This is a genomic window from Shewanella sp. Shew256 (assembly GCF_002196695.1).
Taxonomy (GTDB): Bacteria; Pseudomonadota; Gammaproteobacteria; order Enterobacterales; family Shewanellaceae; genus Shewanella; species Shewanella mangrovisoli.
This window is the reverse complement of sequence record NZ_NAJR01000003.1, coordinates 429,312-449,159: the sequence shown is the minus strand read 5'-3', so window position 1 is coordinate 449,159 and position 19,848 is coordinate 429,312. Positions and strand designations below refer to the sequence as shown.

Genomic DNA, 19,848 nt, shown 5'->3' with positions numbered 1-19,848 from the left:
ATCCCTTTCTCTATCAGTATCTTTGCCAAACAAGTGGCTTTTCCGAGATCCTAACCTGCCAATCTGCGGTGCTATGGATTAGAATAGCCTTGAATTCAAAAACATCAGAGCGAGCGGTATGCACGTACATATTTTAGGAATTTGTGGAACCTTCATGGGTGGTCTAGCACTCTTAGCTAGGGCAAAAGGGCACAGAGTGACAGGCTCGGATGCCAACGTCTATCCACCGATGAGTACGCAGCTTGAAGAGCAAGGTATTGAACTCATTCAAGGTTTTGATCCAAGCCAGTTAGGTGAAGCGGGCAGTTATCCCGATCTCGTGGTGATTGGTAATGCCATGAGCCGAGGTAATCCTTGCGTCGAAGCGGTATTAAACCTTGGGATCCCTTACACTTCCGGGCCACAGTTTTTAGCCGATCATATTCTGCCTGAGCGTTGGGTGTTAGCCGTGTCTGGTACCCATGGAAAAACCTCCACCTCGAGTATGCTGGCGTGGATCTTAGAGGATTGTGGTTATCAACCCGGTTTCTTGATTGGTGGTGTGCCACAAAACTTTGGCGTGTCGGCCCGTTTAGGGGAATCGGCGTTTTTTGTGGTCGAAGCCGATGAGTACGACAGCGCCTTCTTCGATAAGCGTTCTAAATTTGTGCATTATCATCCCCGTACGCTGGTGATCAATAACCTCGAATTTGACCATGCCGATATTTTTGCCGATTTAGCGGCGATCCAAAAACAGTTCCATCATCTGATCCGTACCGTGCCAGGGCAAGGCAAAGTGATTTGGCCTGCCGATTCCCACGCGGTAAAACAAACCATTGATATGGGCTGCTGGAGCGAACAAGAGACCTTCCACACCGCTGAGGTGACTAAGGGCTGGCATGCTAAGGCTTTAAGTGATGATTGCCATGAGTTTGAAGTCTTCTTCGATGGTGAATCCCAAGGTGTACTCGAATGGGCGCTGATTGGTCAGCACAATATCGAGAATGCGCTAATGGCCATCGCGGCTGCGCGCCATGTTGGGGTTAAACCGAGTGCCGCTATCGCGGCATTAACCCGCTTTGTACCGCCGAAACGTCGTCTTGAGCTGTTGGGTACTGTTCACGGTGTGAGCGTATACGATGATTTTGCTCACCATCCAACGGCGATTGCGACCACTATTAAGGGCATGCGTGCCAAGGTCGGTCAAAGCAAAATCACTATCGTATTAGAGCCGCGCTCGAACACCATGAAGAGTGGTGTGCACAAAGACACACTGGCTCATTCCATGCTGCAAGCGGACGAAGCCTTTTTATATCAAGCCGATACTATCGATTGGAATATGAAAGAGGCGATGGAAGCGGCGGTGATCCCTGTGACTGTTCTGCATCAAATTGATGATGTTGTGGCTAAAGTTTCTGCCTCGGCAAAAGCAGGTGACACTATCGTGGTGATGAGTAACGGCGGCTTTGGCGGCTTACATAAGAAACTGTTGGCAGCGCTCGAAGTTAGCCCTCAGTTTGTTCAGCAGGCGGACTAATATGGCCTACGCCAAATCTGAGAAAGCCATTAGCTTAGCCTGGACGGGAGCCTCGGGCGCGCCCTATGGCTTGAAATTATTAGAATGCTTATTAGCCTCGGGCTATCAAGTATTTTTAATGATCTCAAGTGCCGCCCGTGTGGTGCTGGCCACTGAACATGGCTTGCAGCTCAGTGCGAACAGCGATAAAGCCAAGGCACAATTGCTCGAGGTGCTGGCACAGAAGCAGATAACCTTATCAGGCGAGTTAGTGGTATTAGGCAAAGATGAGTGGTTTTCGCCGCCAGCTTCAGGCAGTGCCGCACCTAAACAAATGGTGATTTGCCCTTGTTCGACGGGGACACTGGCGGCTGTAGCCACTGGCATGAGCAATAATTTGCTCGAACGGGCGGCGGACGTGGTATTAAAAGAGCGCGGTCAGCTTATCCTAGTTCTGCGGGAAACTCCTTTTAATGCCATACACTTAGAGCATATGCTAACTCTGTCGCGCTTAGGAGCCACTATTATGCCGGCGGCGCCGGGCTTTTATCATAATCCCAAATCCGTAGAAGATCTGGTAAACTTCATGGTCGCTCGAATCCTCGATCATTTGGGCGTTGACCATGCATTAACGAGTCGCTGGGGCTATGACAAACACTCCCCTAATGACATCGACAATTGAGACTGATATGAAACACACCACCGAAGTGATGATCTCCGCCGAAGAGATCAGCCAAAAATTGGATCAAATGGCCGAGCAAATCAATGCCCACTATGCCAACAGCGAGCGTTTGCTGATGGTGGGATTGTTAAAAGGTTCAGTCGTATTTATGGCTGATCTGTGCCGCCGTATTAAAGGCCATGTTGAAATCGATTTTATGTCGGTTTCGAGCTATGGCAATGCCATGACCAGCTCACGGGATGTGAAAGTGCTGAAGGATGTGCAATCGGATATCGCGGGCCGCGACGTGCTGATTGTGGAAGACTTGATTGACTCGGGCAACACTTTAAACAAAGTGCGCGAAATGCTGTTATTGCGTGAGCCAAAGAGCTTAGCGCTGTGTACTCTTTTGGATAAACCTGAGCGCCGCGAAGTGGATGTTAAAGTCGACTTTATCGGTTTTACGATTCCTGATGAGTTTATTGTGGGTTACGGCATCGACTATGCTGAGCAATACCGCAACTTGCCTTATATCGCTAAAGTGGTGCCGCTCGAATAAGCCCCGATGCGTTATGACTCAAACTCCCGCCTAGGCGGGAGTTTTGTTTTGTGCTGCAAGTTGGCGACGCAAATGTTGTTTGGGGTCACTTATCCGTGTTTGGTGATCTATTAGTTATTTTTAATAAATTAATCTGTATTGATTCAATCAACTAGAGTCATACTTCGTTTTTATACAGCTTGGCGTATTGCATTTGCTGTTTTCGACACCATCTTATTGTTTTGTTCATTCTTTCAGGATCAGGTAGCACTATGGCCAATCATGCCCATGCTCTCGTACTCGAGGGGCTAAAAAAAACCTACAAAGGCGGCGTTGAGGCGGTAAAGGGGATTAGCCTTACCGTTGAACAGGGAGACTTTTTTGCTCTACTCGGCCCGAATGGCGCGGGTAAGTCGACCACCATTGGGATTATCAGCTCCTTAGTGCAGAAAACCGCTGGCGCTGTGCAGGTGTTTGATTTTGATATCGATAAGCAGCTCGAGGAAGCCAAGCTGTGCATAGGTTTAGTGCCGCAGGAGTTTAACTTCAACCAGTTTGAAACGGTACTGCAAATCGTCGTGAATCAGGCGGGTTATTATGGTGTGCCTAAGGCCGTTGCTCTTGAGCGAGCCGAAAAATACTTAAGCCAGTTGGATTTGTGGGATAAGCGCAACAGCCAGTCTCGCACCTTGTCGGGGGGGATGAAGCGGCGATTAATGATTGCCCGCGCCCTGATGCACGAACCTAAGTTACTGATCTTAGATGAGCCAACGGCGGGGGTCGATATCGAGCTGCGTCGTTCAATGTGGGAATTCCTCAAGCAAATCAACCAGCAGGGTGTGACTATCATTCTGACCACCCACTACCTTGAAGAAGCAGAAATGCTGTGTCGCAATATCGGCATTATCGATAAGGGCGTGCTGGTGGAATGCACTAGCATGAAGGCCTTGCTGAGTAAGCTGAATCTCGAAACCTTTATCCTCGATCTACGTCGCGACATCGATGCCGCCCCCGCACTCAATGGTATGGTGTGCCGTTTAACCGATCCGCATACCTTAGAGGTGGATGTGGCGAAGGACCACAACCTCAATGATGTGTTTACGCAGTTAACCGCCGCTAAGGTGGAGGTTTTGTCGATGCGTAACAAATCCAATCGTTTAGAAGAACTCTTCGTCGAGTTAGTAAAGAAAACCCAAGGAGCTAAGGCATGAAACAGCTGTATTTTATCGCCTTCAAAAGCATATTAACTAAGGAAATCAATCGTTTTACCCGGATCTGGATCCAGACCTTAGTTCCGCCAGCAATCACTATGACCTTATATTTTTTGATTTTTGGTAACTTGGTCGGTAGCCGCATTGGTGATATGGGTGGCGTATCTTATATGGAGTTTATCGCGCCAGGTCTAATCATGATGTCGGTGATTACTAACTCCTATTCGAATGTGGCGAGCTCTTTCTATAGCGCGAAATTTCAGCGCAATCTCGAGGAGTTAATGGTCGCGCCCGTACCTCACTATGTGATGATCGCAGGCTACGTGGGTGGCGGTGTCGCTCGGGGCTTATGCGTTGGGTTAATCGTCACGCTAGTCGCCATGTTCTTTGTCGACATCAGCTTGCATCATGCAGGCCTTGTGGTCATGACGGTATTTTTAACTTCAGTGCTGTTCTCCTTAGGGGGATTAATTAACGCAGTATTTGCCAAGAGTTTCGATGATATCAGCATCATCCCGACGTTTGTGCTCACGCCCTTAACCTACCTCGGCGGGGTATTCTATTCACTGTCGTTGCTGCCATCATTCTGGCAAGGCGTTTCGGCACTGAACCCTGTGGTCTATATGATCAACGTCTTCCGTTACGGTTTCTTAGGTTTTGCCGATATCAGCATTCCGCTTTCAATTGGCATTATGGTGGGCTTTTGCGCCGTACTTTGGGGCGTTGCTTATTACCTGATCTCCAGAGGCATAGGGCTGCGCTCGTAATCAGCTTCTTGTTGATACCATCAATGTCTAACGTCTTTCAGGACGGGACATTAAATAATAAAAAAGGGAGTCACTTAGACTCCCTTTTGTTTGCTTACTTATATGAACAGATTACTTCATACGACGACGCATTGCCGCCAGAGGTAATAACAATGCTGTTAACCAACCCAGTGCACCGCCACCTGAATCAGGCTTGTCTGCGACGGTGAGAGTGAGTTCGCCTGTATTGCTTTGAAGCTTGCCATCGTTAGCTACAACAGTGAAGGTGTACACACCTGCTTTTTTAGGTGTAACAGTTATATTCTCGTTTGTTGAAGTAAAGCTCAGACTTTCTCCTCCAGTTTGTGTCCACACATATGTTAATTTGTCACCATCAACATCGAATGGATTTGGCTTTAGCGTAATGGCTTCTCCAACAGTACCACTATGTGGTTGTGGTGTTACTACAGGGGCATCATTCACATTATTGACAGTAATTGAAACCATTGCCGCAGCACCAGTATTGCCGTCCTCATCTTGAGAGGTATAACTGAGACTATCAGAGCCGAAGTAATCGACCGCAGGCGTATAGTCTATACCTCCAGTCGCATTGACGGTTGCAGTGCCATGTGATGGTGCTTTTACGATACTGATATTGCCTAAGGCACCTTTTGGCATAATCTCAAAAATACGCTGTGCGTTTGCTGTGATGCCATCACCAGTGATAGATGCTCGTGCAACTTTCATATCTGGTTTGTCATCATTAGCTAACACATCAATTGAGACTAAGGTTTCTTCATTTGTTTCAGCTGTATCAGCTTGTCCTGCATTTAGGCTTGTTGCTTTTACATCATAGTTAATGGTGACATTACCAGCAGTCGTTGTTTTCAACGCTAACGAATCACCTGAAGTGATACTGCTTCCAGTACCATTGTAGTGATAAGTTGTTCCGATCGTGCCACCGATATTCTCGGCACCGATAGTAACACTGGCAGGCATATTCGGGATGTCAATATAGTTAAATACGACTTCTTCAGTATCACCTGTTTTTATCCAGATGCTAAAGGTATAGGCAGTACCAGAAGTATCACCATAGAGCTGACCTTTATTCCATTCAAGCGCAAGCCACTTAGCGCCATCATCATCAGTGAAGACACTCGCCGCTAAGTTACCGCCACCCGTATCGCCAGCTGTATTATCTGACAAGTCAAAATCAGACCAGAATGGCGCTAGAATATTGTTAGGGTTGCTGCCGTCAGGTAATTCCTTGTTAGCATAGGTTCCACTAGCACTACCGCCGCCAACAATCGCCAATCCGTTGTCTGAAATGGTTATTTTGTTGTAGCTTACGCCGTTGTATTTAAAGCTAGGAACGGTAAAGGTAAAGGATTGCTCATCACAACCATCTGAACAGGCAATAGGTTTCACACCTAACTCAACAATACTTGGGAATCGTTGTGCGCCTTTTACCGTGTTCATTTGAGGTAGGTCGAGCTTACCAACCCAAGTCACTGAGCCAAGGTCTTCGTTAACTTGTAATCCATTTTGTGTCGCACCTGTAAGTGTAACTTTAACGTCATCTTTAGAGGTAAGTTTAGTGCCTACCGGAGCTTGTGCAGTAACAGTGACTGTATTTTCAAATACGGTATTGTTGATTGAAGCCACAACGGGAATGACATCACTAGCATTGATATCTGTTTTAGTTGTGTAGGTTGAAATCAGGTTAGAGTCACTTGATTCTTTAGCTAAAACAGCCAGCGGTAAATGAGCATCTTGTAAGCCATCCGCACTGGTAATCATGATATTACCAAAGATCCACTCACCGTATTCCGCAAACGTAGAGTCAACCGTTACGGTAAAGGTTGCTGAAGCCCCTGCAGCTAATTCGAGAGTTGCAGGAGATACCGTAATTCCAGTGCTATCAGAAGAGGCGGATAAATTCCAAGATGTTTGGGTATTTCCCTTATTGTACACAGTGCGAGTGAAAGTACATGGACCAACACAAGAATCTGATGCAATGGATGGTTTATCAAATGTAAGCACTGCTTTCGCAGCAGCATCTAAATCCATACGTCCAGCACCCATATCGAATGGTGTGGCTGGCGTAACAGCATCATCATCAAGAATGCCATCAAACTTAGCTGTTGATGTGAGGGCTGTCTTAATATCGTTTGCGCTCCAATCTGGATGGAGTTGGCTCATCAATGCTGCAGCACCTGCAACATGTGGGCTTGCCATACTCGTTCCTGAGATCATATTGAAGTCTTCACCGCCATCGTCTGGTGAGAATGCGGATAGGATATTTGTACCGGGAGCAGCAATATCTGGTTTTAAGATATTTTGGTTACCATCTGGGCCGCGAGAGCTAGTGCTGTTTAGGTTATCTGCAAGTTCAGGAACCATAATACGTTTAGTCTTGGCAACGATTGTGCCTGAAGTTGCAGTTTCGCCCATTGACTCAATAATGGCCAAGCCTGCATCCATTGTAATCATCACCGCAGGAAACTCTTCACCAGGCATTGACATGGTGATTGGGGCCCCTGCTGCGTTGTTATAAACAACAACGGCTTTAGCCCCCGCGGCTTTGGCATTTGCAGCTTTCAATGTGAAATTACAGCTGCCACGAGAGATTAAGGCGATGCCATCTTTAAAAGAATCCGCTGCAAAAGCGTTACAGCCATTCGCATTTTCAGCATCTAAATTTTTTGCAGCAATTACAGTACCAGTAATATCTGCTACTAAGTTAGCATCTGAACTAGGAATGGCTAATAGATCATCACCACCAGTATTGAAGCTATTAGCAAAATAACGTCCAGTCGTTGTGTTTGCCACTGTGATACCTGACTCGATACACCCTGGACATCCGATCGTTTGTGGACCATTACCGTCGTTACCTGCGGCAGTTACAACAACTACCCCAGCGGCTTCAGCGGCTTCAAACATGGTTTTGTAAGGGCTGCTAGCTGGATCGCCACCAGGACCTCCACCCCATGAGTTGTTAATAACGTCTGCACCATCATTTACAGCGTGTTCTAACGCTTCCATCAGCATAATGTTAGAACCACTACCACCAGTACAGTCTGCCTTGCTATAGAGTGCTTTATAGACCATTAAATAGGCGGCAGGTGCAACACCTGATAATTCAACAGGGATCTCTTTAAATGTTGTTGATACTTTATTGCCAACAGCCGTGCCCGCAACGTGCGTACCATGGCCGCCATACCCGAGAGGGCTCATATATTCGTTTGGACATACTTGGAATGTTGGTTGTGACCAGCGCGCAACAATTAATTTATTGTTACAAAATGAAGCATCTACAGTTGAGCAGTAGTCATCCTTCGGTAAATTACCGCTTGGTGCTGTAAAACCTGCATCGGCGAACATTGGGTTTTCTGGACGGATACCACCATCAATGACCGCAACTCGAATACCTTTACCAGCATTCTCCATACCAGAAACAGCATTCCACATGGCTTGGGTATTAATGACTTGGTGTGATGCGTCCATACTAATTTCGTACATACTTTCTGGATAAACAGATTTCACGCTAGGCATTTTCGCCAAAGTGTCAGCGGTTAGGCCTTGACCAACAACAGTTACACCATTGAATAAGGTTTGAAATTGACGCTCTACTTTAGCGTTAGGAATAGTCTTGGCTAAAGCTGCTGCAAAATTGTTTTGCTCTTTTGCTAGGTAGTTTGAATAACTCTTCACTTCGGAAGACTGAACGTTTAGCTTTTGTCCCTTCTGAGTTGTGGCTGTCGCAGCGTAAGAGCCAATGCCACCCTTATATTTGGCTAGAGCTGGTGATTCCATTTCAACGATAAAACGTTGTGGAGCAGTAAGGTTAGTTCCAGCTAGTTTAGGTTTGGTATATTGGTCTTGAGCGGTGATTTCTGGTGAGTAAGTTTCAAAAGTGAACCCACTGTTAGCAACTGCTGCACTTGATAATAGTGCCGCCGAGATAGCGATAGATAATTTTGTCTTCACAACTTCATTCCTTGTCAATTAATGCTTTTGGTACTTGTTAATAGCACCTTGTAGCTAAATTGTTATTGTTATGCTGCTCATTGTGATGGCTAGCAATGAAGTTGTAACACAAAAATATCGTGCGGTTAACATTTTTGTCAGAAAAAAGACTTAAGTCAAATTCTTGCGATATAGCATTCTGTTTGAAGGCTTTTTTGTGAGAGCCGTAACTAAGGCTTTACTGCTCTTGTGATAGGGTTTTGCAGGCTGATAAGGGTTTCAGTCGATTGAATTTCGTCGATGGATTGGATGCGATTAATCAGCACGTGCTGCAGGCCATCGATGGATTGGCACATGACTTTGACAAAAATGCTGTAGTTGCCTGTGGTGTAGTAGGCTTCTACCACTTCTTCTAAGGCGTTCAGCTTGGCGATGGCGGCGGGGTAGTCGCCGGCACTTTTGAGATTAATTCCAATAAAACAGCAAACATCATACCCGAGAGCCTTGGGATTGATGGTGATCTGGGCACCGGTGATAATCCCCGCTTGTTTCATTTTCTCGACACGCACATGGATAGTCCCCGCACTCACGCCGAAACGTTTGGCAAGCTCGGCAAACGGGGTGCGTGCGTCTTGCATTAAGGCTTCGAGGATATGGTTATCTAGCTGATCACGCTGAAATGCGGTTTCCATAAATAAACTCTCTATAACATAATGAATTGTCATAAAGTTACGTTCTTTTATGGTGAATTGCTACTGCTTTTAGGTGTTTTTATTGTTTTTAGTGATCATTGCTCACCTTCTGGCTCACAAAAGGGAGCATCGGCGCTGAACGTCATGCTCTCACCCGTGTAAGGGTGTTTAATGGTGAGCTCTGCGGCGTGGAGTAATAATCGCGGTGCTAGGGATTTTGCCTGCGGATCCGCATAAAAACCGTCGCCGAGGATTGGATGCCCCAGCGCCATCATATGTACCCTGAGTTGGTGTGAGCGCCCTGTAATCGGCTTTAGCTTTACCAAAGTCGAGCGTTTGGCGCGGCTTAGCACTTCAAAGTGGGTTAATGAGGGTTTACCTATTTCGTGGTCAACCTTCTGTTTTGGGCGATTGGGCCAGTCGCAGATCAGCGGATAATCCACGCTACCCGTTGTATCTTTAACGTGTCCAGCGACTCTGGCGAGATAGGTTTTGCTGGTTTCTCTATCGTGAAATTGGCGTTTTAGCTCGCGCTCGGCGCTGCGAATGAGCGCAACCACCATGACACCCGAGGTCGCCATATCGAGGCGATGGACGATTTGGCAATGGGGATGCTCGGCTTTGACTCGGGCATACACACTGTCGTAATGGGCAGGATCGCGACCGGGCACGGACAATAATCCAGATGGCTTGTTGACCACGATTATGTCTTTATCTTGATAAAGCACATCGAGCCAGGGAGTTGTCGGTGGTTGGTATATAAAATCAGTCATAATCGCGCCTATTAAACAATGCGCGGCAAAGATACTCTGCTCGGCTCTGGGGCGCAAGTTTGTTGTCTCTCCTGCTGATCTCGCCTCGCTTTAATCCAGCGAAAAATGATTTGCAGATAGAGCTGGATTTGAGTTTTTGTTATACTCGTCACCTTTTTCGTGATTGTTCATTTTGAGCCAGTGAAGTATGAGCCAGCCAGAGATTTACACACCTGAGACACTTTCTCACGTTAATAACCGCTTAGAGTTATTGGCGCCTGCAAAAAATGCCGATTATGGCATTGAAGCCATTCGCCATGGTGCCGACGCGGTTTATATCGGTGGTCCCGCATTTGGAGCGCGTGCGACCGCGGGTAACAGTGTGGAAGATATCGCCCGTCTCTGTACTTTTGCTCATAAGTATCATGCGCAAGTGTTTGTGGCTATTAACACTATTCTGATGGACGATGAGCTCGAAACTGCTGAAAAGCTGATTTGGGATGTGTATAACGCGGGCGCTGATGCACTGATTGTGCAGGACATGGGCGTATTGCAACTTAACCTGCCGCCGATTGCGCTGCATGCTAGTACGCAAATGGACAATCGTAATCCCGAGAAAGTCGCCTTCTTAGAGCAAGTGGGTTTTTCACAAGTGGTATTGGCGCGCGAGTTAGGCTTAAGCCAAATCCGTGAGGTTGCAGCTCATACCAATATGCAGATTGAGTTCTTTATCCACGGCGCACTGTGTGTGGCCTACAGTGGATTATGTAACTTAAGTCATGCCTTTAGTAATCGAAGTGCAAACCGCGGTGAATGTTCGCAAATGTGTCGTCTACCGGGCAATCTAAAGACCCGCCAAGGGGATGTGTTGGCGCAAAACGAGCATTTACTCTCATTAAAAGATAATAACCAAACCGATAACCTCGAAGCCTTGATTGATGCCGGTGTGCGCTCTTTCAAAATTGAGGGGCGTTTAAAAGACTTAAGTTACGTTAAAAACGTGACTGCCCATTATCGTCAAAAGCTCGATGCTATTATGGCGCGTCGCCCTGAGTTTGTAGCGTCATCCCACGGCCGTACTGAACATACTTTTACTCCGGATCCCGAAAAAACCTTTAACCGTGGCAGCACAGATTACTTTGTGAATGAGCGTAGCCAAGGGATTAAAGATTTCCGCTCGCCAAAATATATCGGTCAAGATGTGGGTAAAGTGGTCGCCATCGGCAAAGATTTTATTCAAGTCAGTTCAACCCACGAATTTAATAACGGCGATGGCTTAGCCTATTTCCCGCCAAACTATGCGATGGCCAAACAGTCCGATGACAAATTGCAGGGACTGCGTGTTAACCGTGCCGAAGGTCATAAGCTGCATGTATTGCAGGTGCCGCGCGATCTGCGTGTTGGTATGACGCTGTATCGTAACCATAACCAAGCCTTCGAGACTTTACTTTCCAAGGAGTCTGCCAAGCGTATTATCGGCGTCGATATGCGTTTAACTGATACCGCTACGGGCGTGGCGTTGACCTTAACGGATATCTACGGTCTCAGTGCAACGGTTGAGCTTGCAGTCGAAAAGACGCCCGCCACCGACGCTGAAAAAACCTTGCAGACTATCCGTACTCAATTGTCGAAACTGGGCAGTACCGACTTTACTGCGCGCCAGATCAGTATCGAAACCGCTCAGCCTTGGTTCCTGCCAGCATCTGTGCTCAATGGTCTGCGCCGTGATGCGGTAGCAGCATTAGAACTTGCCCGTGTTGAAGGCTACCAACGTCCAAAACCTTGGAAATATAACCAAGATGCCGTGTATCCCTTCAAACACTTAAGTTATTTAGGTAACGTGGCCAACGAAAAGGCGAAGGACTTTTATCAACGCCATGGCGTGATTGAAATTCAGGACACCTACGAGAAAAATGGCGTGACCGAAGATGTACCGTTAATGATCACTAAGCATTGCCTGCGGTTTAACTTCAATCTTTGTCCTAAGGAAGTACCGGGCATTAAGGCCGACCCTATGGTGCTTGAGATAGGTAACGATGTGTTGAAGTTGGTGTTCGACTGTCCAAAATGCGAGATGATGGTCGTTGGTGAAAACCGTCAGGTTCGCGGTCAAAAAGCCGTTTAATTTAGGCTTGAATAGTTATCAAGGGAGCGTTGAGTATTCAATGCTCCCTTTTTGTTTTTAGGGCCGTTGCCGCTCTCTTTGTTGCCACTTGGTTAACTACAGGATATTTTATTGAAAAATTTCAATAATAAAGGATGTCAGCATGGGATTGTTAGATGGGTTACTGGGGAATGCGTCTGAAGTCGATTTACAGGAACTGGCCGAAGAGCTGCGCCCAATTATGGGCATTCAGGAAGAGTTAAAACTGGCCTATAAAGTGATCCGCGATCTGTTTGTATTTACCAACAAACGCTTGATCTTAATCGATAAGCAAGGACTGACGGGCAAGAAAACCAGCTATCACTCAGTGCCCTATAAATCCATTACACATTTTGAAGTGGAAACCACTGGTCATTTCGATATGGATGCCGAGCTTAGGATCTGGATCTCTGGCCAAAGTGATCCTCTGGTTAAAGAACTCAAACGCGGTACCGATGTCGTTGGGATCCAAAAAACCATAGCGACGTTCGCGCTCTAATCCCTTGCTTTAGCGATTGAGTTATCAGCAGGTCATCGCCGAATTGACTTGCTGATATTCAATCAATTCAAGACTCTATGGTTTGAACCGCTGGACTGTTCTATCGGTTCACCACTCATACTATAGGTTTCAGATAGTTCGAGCCGACCTTGTTTATCGTACTGATTGTGGATCCCCACCCAAAAGTGTTCTTGCCCCTGAAAAAGTAAGTTGCCTTCTTCGGCGATTTGACCATTCGGATGATAGCGTTTCATGGCATAGAGTTGGCTATCTGGGTCAAATTTTAAATGGTAGCTGAGGATAGGCGCCGAGGTTTGAGGCTCCTTAGCATCATTGCTCCTAGCCATTGCTTCGACAATGTTATTGTCATCGACCATGGTTTTTGCTGCTACCGTCTGTTGCTGCTCGGTGGCATCAAAATAGTGGCGAGTTTCATTGAGCTTGCCATCGTCACTGAGCCAAGCTTCGCGTTGTAACTGGCCTTGAGCTGTAAAACGTTGCCAGTGGCCGACATCCTGATAATCGTTTTCTATCACTTTTACAAAGCCAGATTCGAGCAATTCGCCTTGTTTTGAAAAGGCTTTTGAGCTGAATAGGTTCTCGTCGAGGCGAGTGAGCAGCCAACGGATAGCCCCATCCTCATAGTATTCGATGCGAGTGTCAGGGTGACCCGTTTGATAATATTCCCGTTGATTATCTTCAAGATGGTAGCCGCAACGGGTGTTGGAGTGGCTCTCAAAGGATTCGAGAACACCTTGCTTGTTATAGGAGGAGCGTTCCTTGAGGTAACCTTGGCCATCACGGACAACATATTCAGCAATCGTCTTGATGGTACCGTCTTCATAAAACCAGCGAGCAGTGCCATCTCGATTGCCTTGAGTGTGGGGCAAATACATTTGAATTTGCTGGTTTTCATAGTATTCGATAAAGGGCGCTATAGAGAGGTTACGCTGATATTGGCCCTCGGCTGACAATACGCCGCTTTCGTAATAGCTGCGGAAAAGGCCTTCTCTTAAGCCCTTTTCAAGGTAGATTTCAAGGGAGAGTTGACCATTTTCATGGTACCAAGTAGCAAGACCCTGCTCATGGCCATTTTCAAAGGGAATGCATTGTTCAAGCTGCCCGTTCGGATACCATTTCTCGCTGTTACCATGGGCAAGGCCATCAACAAAATTGAGTTGATTTGCCAGCACGCCATTGGGGTGCCATTCCTGACGTAAACCGCAATTTACTCCCTGTGGATTGAGCTGTTCTCGCCAGGCGAGTTGGCCATCTTCGTAATAGGTTTCGAGGCTTTTGCCCGCGGCATCGAGATGGACTTCTTGCTTAAGATTGCCGTTGGTATGGTACCAAAGCTCTTTAACCAGCTCTCCCATGTCATAGCTTAATTCGGCCTGCAGCGTGCCATCTTCATAGTAGATATGCTCGGTACCATGGATTTTCCCCGCCTGCATGGGGCGTATCAGCCACAGGGCGCCTGATTCATAATAGCGAGTTAACTGATTGATATAATTATCTTCGCTATCCTTTTCGGCGGTTTCTTTTATCTGACCATTGCTATAGTAGCGGGTCAGTAACATTCCCTCGGAGTGACGCTCCTCGACTTGATTGATTTTGCCTTCATTGTCATACCAAGTCTGGCGCCCGAGCTGTTGCTCCTCAATAAAATGTCCTTCGAACTGCAATACACCTAAGGCATTGAATTGGCGAGTGATGCCGTTGCGCTCACCAAAGTAATTGCAATCGACGGCCTGAGTGAGGTTGGGGGATTGGGTGACAATTCTCAGTAGATTCTGACCTTGCTCTGTCTCAATCTGATGGAATGTCCGTTGCAGTTTGCCCGTGAGACTGCCGAAGTCCTGCATATCGCCTTGTACTCTGTGCTCGGCATCGACATGAAAACGGCAGATCACTAATTCTTGCGGGTTTACCAGTGCCACTTGCCAGCGGGCTTGGTTCGTATCCGCATCAGCATCAGCATCTTGCTCTAGGCTACAGGTCTTATCCTGACCGAGATAAAAATCTTGCACTGGGCCGTGTATCTCGATGCGGTCAAATTGGTTCTCGTGGAAGGTGCAGGATTCATGCTCTCGCTCCCAACCGAGCAGCTCGATCGTTTGCGGGCTGTCGAAATAATAGCGGGTAAACTCTTCGAGGGTTTCTGAATGAGTGGCTTGCGCCGGAGTCGCTTGAATGGCAAGACTAAAATAGGGTTTGAACGTACTGGATGGGAGTGGAGCGGGATTGGGAGAGGTTTGAAGAGGTATGTCTTGGTGGGCGCAGCTATTTTTCTTGGCATTAAATAACTTAGCTTTAAATGCGCGAAACAACGACATAGGTCAACTTCTCCATATCCATATGATACAACGATCTTTTTTGTCATCTCATAAGGCTCTTAGCCCTAAGAGCGCCTATGATAACGGTTTATACTTTGGTTTCTCAATAGATTATCTTGCTCTCGAGCCATGATAAGGATTCAAGATGCTACAAAATTTTTATCAGTCACTCCCCGATGATTTATCACAAGAAGTGTTCGAAACCCTTGCTGGCAATGGCAAGGTGAAGATTGAACGCATTATCTCGCAAGGCCATTCGACGCCAGCGGGGGAGTGGTACGATCAATCTCAATATGAGTGGGTGATATTGCTCAAAGGGGAGGCGCAGCTCGAATTCGAAGATGCTCAGTTAGTTACCCTAAAACCTGGGGATTACCTCACCTTAGCGCCGCATCAAAAGCACAGAGTCGCGTCGACCAGTTCAGAGGGTGAAACCCTGTGGTTGGCCGTGTTTTACGATGCAGAATGATGCAGAGATTCTATATATATACGGCTATTTGAGTTGCCATTGCCAGCTCGGTGTATTGAGCAAATCCTGCCCCACAATTTGGGTTTGTCCTAGATTTTTATCGAGTGTCAAGGTATTGCAATGCTCAAACTGACTCAAGGCATTAATCAAGCGGTTAGCGTGGGACACGACCCAAAGCTGACACCCGTCGGAAGCCTTGGCGATAAGCCGAGCTAAAGCGGGTAATAGATCGGGGTGCAGGCTGGTTTCGGGCTCGTTTAATACCATTAGCTCGGGTGGTCTTGGGGTGAGTAATGCGGCGATAAGCAGTAAATACCTCAGGGTACCGTCGGAGAGTTCACTGGCATGTAGTGGCCTTAATAATCCCTGCTGGTGGAATTCGAGTTGGAGTATCCCGCCCGCTTGGGGCGTGATACGCACCTTGGCCCCTGGAAAAGCATCGGTCACCGCATGATCAAACGCGGCTTTATCGCCAATCTCAAAAATGGTTTGTATGGCAGAGGGGAGATCTCGACCGTCATGGTGCAATACTGGCGTGGCTGTCCCTAGCTGCGGACGACGCGCAGCAGCTTCGGCATCGGTTCGGAAATGATCGTAAAAGCGCCATGCGCGAATGCTGTCTCTTAGCGTTAACACTTCAGGGCTACGCTCCGGATCGGCAAGTTCGGTAAAAATACTGTCACCACTTTGCAGATGAGCGCTCAAGGTGAGCCAACCTTGTCCCTCAGGGCTGCGACTCTTCACCATAGGACCGCGGCGCTCCACCAACACGCTGGCGGGGCGATATTTGGGACCATTCCAAATCGCCTCGCGTTTAATTTGCGGATCTAAACCAAATAGGGTGGTTGAGTCGGGTTTGGGGAGGCCAAGTTCAATCAGGTAACTAAAATCTTCGCCAGCAAATCCCAGTTTTAGGCGTTTGGGCGCTTGCCTGACTGTCGCTTCAATTGGCGTATCGCCCGCTAACATGCCCTTGGTGAGATTTTCTGGTCCTGCCCAAAAACAGGAGTCTAAGCCGCCTTCCTGCGCTAACGCATTAACAACACCGCCCTGCGCTGTTTGAGCTAATAGCCGTAAGGCTTTGTATAAATTGGATTTGCCACTTCCGTTAGCGCCAGTCACTAAGTTGAGGCGTCCAAGGGGTAAGACTATCTCCCTCAAGGTGCGATAGTTAGAGATGGCTAGGGTGGTCAGCATGACGGTCCATTTACTCGAGTGATTATTCGCAATTCAACCATGACGTTGTTAGTGCGGGCTTAGATGAGTACCTGATTGAGCACTCTTTGCCAGTTGCCGCCCATAAAGCGGTCGCGATCGGTCGACTTAAAGCGGGCCTTAGCTAACGCATCGTCGATACGGCTCATACGCTCGATATGGTTTAGTTCGGGAATGACCACATGCCTTGGCTCAGCATCAAAACCTAACACTTTTTTAGCCCTTAGGCTGTACCACCATTCCTGATATTCCTTCACGCCCTGGGCATTGTCGTTATTCAGGGCTAACAGATTTTCTTGGCCTCTGAGTGGATAATCATTGGCGATGGCGACACAATCGACCCCGCCGACACGGGCCACATATTCTAACTGGCGGATATAGTCATCAACGGTTGGGACGGCGTTATTAGTGAGCCAAAAGCTCATCATAAAGACCCCGAACACGCCGCCTGAATCGGCAATGGCGCGGATCACTTCATCGGGACTACAACGGGCATGTTTGACAATACCACGCGCCGCGCCATGGCTTTGGACTATGGGCGCGCGGCTGAGTTTGGCAACATCTAACGCGGTTTGGGCACTTGAGTGGCTGACATCGACTAAGATATTGGCATGATTGAGTTTCTCAATCAGTGCACGGCCATGTGCCGTAAGAGGTTTATTGAGTCCGCCATTGGCATCGTTATCGAGGGCGCCGCCCGCAAAGGTATTGCCGTAATGGTGGGTGAGCTGCAGTGCTCGCAGACCTTGGCGGTGAAACTCATCAACGCGGGCCCATTGGTTGGCCTCGCTGTCTTCTTCAACGCAATCTGCACCTTGGATTTGGAAGAAAACCGCAGTGCGATTGCTCTCCCTTGCCAATTGGATATCGCGTCCGGTTAAGCCTTGCAGGAGAATGTCTGAATGTTCGCTGACGCGTTTCGCGGCTTGCTGGATGCTTTCCATACAGGCTTTGTAGGTGCGCTTGTAGTTTAAGGTGCCGTCGGCTTGTTCAATGGTTTCGATGGCGGAGATATCACATAGAAAGGCATCGAGCCCCGATGCGGGGACATCGGCTAAGTCATCGGGCAAAAAGGATAAACCATCGATATATAAGCGCCGAGAGCGCGGCGCAGCAAGGCTGGAGAAACTGGCAAAGGGACAAAGTAGCGTGGCGGCGCCAATCCCTTTTAACAGCGTTCGACGATCTTGATTAACAGCCTTCATGGGCGTGCGCTCTCCTTCAGATGAAGCTAATTTTTACTTCTTTATACCCTGTTAAGGTGTAGAAGTCTTTGATTAAATCCCTCTTTTACCGATTTAACCCGCAGATTGATTTAGGGTTTTACCGCATCAATCATCGCCTTGGCTAAGGCATGTAAGCCATTGGTGCGCGAGGGACTTAGTTGGCCCTCTAGCCCTAATTGTTTGAAATAGGTAGAAGGGTCAAAGGCGAGTATCTCGTCGCTCTGTTTGCCGTGACAGGCAATCAGCAGTAAACCGATTAACCCCTTCACGATGCGTGCATCGCTATCCGCCAGAAAATAATGCTTAGCGTCTTGCTCAATATGGTACAGCCAGGCATCACTCTCGCAGCCTTTGACTTGGGCGGACTCAAGGCGAAATTCATTTGCTAAACTCGGTAAGGTTTTACCTAATAACATGATTTGGCGATATCTTTCCTGCCAGTTTGGTGCTTGCTCAAAACGGGCTAACAGGCTCGATGAATCCTCAACGGAGTAATCAAACTCGGTGGCAGCGGGCATGATTGGCAATGTCATGGGGAAAATGTCCTCTTCTTAAGCGTGTTGCCTGATGGCGCAATGATGTAAGCCTTTAGCGAGTGGATTAGAGCAGCAACTCTTTGACTGAGGCTAAGGCGGCAATAAAGCGGTCGATATCGGCTTTATTGGTGTAGATCCCAATCGATGCGCGGCAGCAACCCTTCAGGTTAAGGCTTTGCATCAAGGGCATGGCACAGTGATGGCCGCAGCGCACGGCCACGCCTTGTTGATCTAATAAAATCCCGACATCCTGATGATGTTCATCACCCAGATTAAAGGCAACCGCACCGAGATTATCACTATGGGCAGCATAGAGATGCACATCTCCGAGGGCGCGCAGCTGCTGCTGTAAGTACTGCAGTAGTTCTGCCTCGTGGGCCTGAACCGCTGGCGTTAAGTGTTGTTGCAAAAAGCGGATAGCGGCGCCTAGGCCGATGACTTCACTGATGGGTGGTGTGCCTGCCTCTAAGCGATTAGGCAAACTGCCAAATTCGGTGCCATCGAAACTCACTCGTTTAATCATCTCACCGCCCGTTAACAGCGGCGTGAGCGTATCTAACTTATCGAAGCGGCCGTAAAGCACACCAATGCCGGTTGGGCCATACATCTTATGGCCTGAAAACACATAAAAATCACAATCGATGGCGGCCATATCTAAGCTTAAGTGTGCAACCGCCTGCGCCCCATCGACTAAGGTGATCGCACCTTGAGCCTTGGCTTGCTGCACTAACTCGACAACTGGATTCACTGTGCCTAAGGCGTTCGACACATGGCACAGGGCAACTACCTTGGGCTTGAGGGCGAGCAGTGCTTGATAGGCATGGCGATCGAGCCTGCCATCTTGATCGAGAAGGATAGGTTTAATGATGGCGCCCGTGCGTTTTGCCAATTCTTGCCACGGCACTATGTTGGCGTGGTGGGCGGCGGTATCGATCAAAATCAGATCGCCCGCTGCAACCTGTGGCGTTAAGCCATAGGCGACTAGATTGATCGACTCAGTGGTGCCATGGGTGAAGATGATTTCTTCGCGGCGTTTAGCATTAATAAACCCTTGTAACTCATCGCGAACCTTCTCGTAGCTAGAAGTCGCGCGCGCCGACAATTGGTGCGCCGCGCGGTGCACATTGGCATTGTCGTTCAGGTAATACTGCGCCATGGCATCTAACACGGATTGTGGCTTTTGGCTGGTGGCCGCAGTATCGAGATAACACAGGGGATAGTCGCCCAACATTTGCGAGAGGGTGGGAAATTGCGCGCGGATTTGGTTATGGCTATCGGGCAATGCAGTGTCGGTCGAGGCTGAGTGTGTCATCTGGGGCTTAACGCAATAAAAAGGCTTTGGGATCTTCGGTTATCTCCC

Annotated in this window: 16 protein-coding genes; 8 read left to right on the top strand and 8 right to left on the bottom strand. The window is 48.0% G+C overall.

The window, feature by feature from the left end; genetic code table 11:
• The first annotated feature begins 118 nt into the window (after nt 1-118).
• The 5 genes from mpl (at nt 119) to B5P39_RS07600 (ending at nt 4,672) form a co-directional block, all read left to right on the top strand.
• On the top strand, nt 119-1,516 hold the full coding sequence (gene mpl / locus B5P39_RS07620) for a UDP-N-acetylmuramate:L-alanyl-gamma-D-glutamyl-meso-diaminopimelate ligase (RefSeq protein ID WP_088211032.1): 1,398 nt from the start codon (nt 119-121) through the stop codon (nt 1,514-1,516).
• A gap of 1 nt (nt 1,517) precedes the next feature.
• Nucleotides 1,518-2,177, top strand: coding sequence for a flavin prenyltransferase UbiX (locus B5P39_RS07615; protein ID WP_088211031.1), 660 nt, complete (start codon nt 1,518-1,520; stop codon nt 2,175-2,177).
• A gap of 7 nt (nt 2,178-2,184) precedes the next feature.
• Entirely contained in the window at nt 2,185-2,715 is a 531-nt protein-coding gene (gene hpt, locus B5P39_RS07610; RefSeq protein WP_011623888.1) for a hypoxanthine phosphoribosyltransferase, read from the top strand.
• A gap of 251 nt (nt 2,716-2,966) precedes the next feature.
• A complete protein-coding gene (locus tag B5P39_RS07605) occupies nt 2,967-3,905 on the top strand; it encodes an ABC transporter ATP-binding protein (protein WP_088211030.1) in 939 nt (312 codons plus the stop codon).
• Entirely contained in the window at nt 3,902-4,672 is a 771-nt protein-coding gene (locus tag B5P39_RS07600) for an ABC transporter permease (RefSeq protein WP_011715945.1), read from the top strand. The genes B5P39_RS07605 and B5P39_RS07600 overlap by 4 nt, the downstream gene beginning before the upstream one ends.
• A 111-nt stretch (nt 4,673-4,783) precedes the next feature.
• Here B5P39_RS07600 and B5P39_RS07595 read toward each other — a convergent pair whose 3' ends face one another.
• The 3 genes from B5P39_RS07595 to rluA form a co-directional block, all read right to left on the bottom strand.
• On the bottom strand, nt 4,784-8,641 hold the full coding sequence (locus B5P39_RS07595; RefSeq protein WP_088211029.1) for a S8 family serine peptidase: 3,858 nt from the start codon (nt 8,639-8,641) through the stop codon (nt 4,784-4,786).
• Between the two features lie 209 nt (nt 8,642-8,850).
• Nucleotides 8,851-9,312 carry a transcriptional regulator AsnC gene (asnC, locus tag B5P39_RS07590; protein ID WP_011073571.1) on the bottom strand — a complete coding sequence of 154 codons (462 nt, stop codon included), beginning with the start codon at nt 9,310-9,312 and terminating at the stop codon, nt 8,851-8,853.
• 95 nt (nt 9,313-9,407) lie between these two features.
• Nucleotides 9,408-10,085: a bifunctional tRNA pseudouridine(32) synthase/23S rRNA pseudouridine(746) synthase RluA gene (gene rluA, locus B5P39_RS07585; protein ID WP_088211028.1), complete on the bottom strand. Its 678-nt coding sequence runs from the start codon at nt 10,083-10,085 to the stop codon at nt 9,408-9,410.
• Between the two features lie 187 nt (nt 10,086-10,272).
• Between rluA and B5P39_RS07580 the strand changes: the two genes are divergently transcribed.
• Both B5P39_RS07580 and B5P39_RS07575 read left to right on the top strand, forming a co-directional pair.
• The gene (locus B5P39_RS07580) at nt 10,273-12,189 is read left to right on the top strand and encodes a peptidase U32 family protein (RefSeq protein ID WP_088211027.1); all 1,917 of its coding nucleotides are present in this window, start codon (nt 10,273-10,275) and stop codon (nt 12,187-12,189) included.
• A 142-nt stretch (nt 12,190-12,331) separates the two neighbouring features.
• Nucleotides 12,332-12,706 (top strand): PH domain-containing protein, encoded by a 375-nt coding sequence (locus B5P39_RS07575; RefSeq protein WP_011623880.1) that lies wholly within the window; start codon nt 12,332-12,334, stop codon nt 12,704-12,706.
• A 62-nt stretch (nt 12,707-12,768) separates the two neighbouring features.
• On the opposite strand, the gene B5P39_RS07570 is transcribed toward B5P39_RS07575, so the two are convergent.
• Nucleotides 12,769-15,042 carry a toxin-antitoxin system YwqK family antitoxin gene (locus B5P39_RS07570; RefSeq protein ID WP_088211026.1) on the bottom strand — a complete coding sequence of 758 codons (2,274 nt, stop codon included), beginning with the start codon at nt 15,040-15,042 and terminating at the stop codon, nt 12,769-12,771.
• A gap of 145 nt (nt 15,043-15,187) precedes the next feature.
• Here B5P39_RS07570 and B5P39_RS07565 point away from each other — a divergent pair, with 145 nt between their 5' ends.
• Complete coding sequence (locus B5P39_RS07565; protein WP_088211025.1) at nt 15,188-15,511, top strand: cupin domain-containing protein; 324 nt, start codon at nt 15,188-15,190, stop codon at nt 15,509-15,511.
• Nucleotides 15,512-15,535: 24 nt separating this feature from the next.
• Here the strand turns inward: B5P39_RS07565 and B5P39_RS07560 are convergent, their stop codons facing one another.
• The 4 genes from B5P39_RS07560 to B5P39_RS07545 form a co-directional block, all read right to left on the bottom strand.
• On the bottom strand, nt 15,536-16,708 hold the full coding sequence (locus tag B5P39_RS07560) for an AAA family ATPase (RefSeq protein ID WP_088211024.1): 1,173 nt from the start codon (nt 16,706-16,708) through the stop codon (nt 15,536-15,538).
• Between the two features lie 59 nt (nt 16,709-16,767).
• Nucleotides 16,768-17,931, bottom strand: a complete 1,164-nt coding sequence (locus B5P39_RS07555) for a membrane dipeptidase (protein WP_088211023.1) — start codon at nt 17,929-17,931, stop codon at nt 16,768-16,770.
• A gap of 110 nt (nt 17,932-18,041) precedes the next feature.
• A complete protein-coding gene (locus B5P39_RS07550) occupies nt 18,042-18,485 on the bottom strand; it encodes a SufE family protein (protein WP_088211022.1) in 444 nt (147 codons plus the stop codon).
• Nucleotides 18,486-18,552: 67 nt separating this feature from the next.
• Complete coding sequence (locus tag B5P39_RS07545; protein ID WP_088211021.1) at nt 18,553-19,800, bottom strand: cysteine desulfurase; 1,248 nt, start codon at nt 19,798-19,800, stop codon at nt 18,553-18,555.
• Nucleotides 19,801-19,848: the final 48 nt, after the last annotated feature.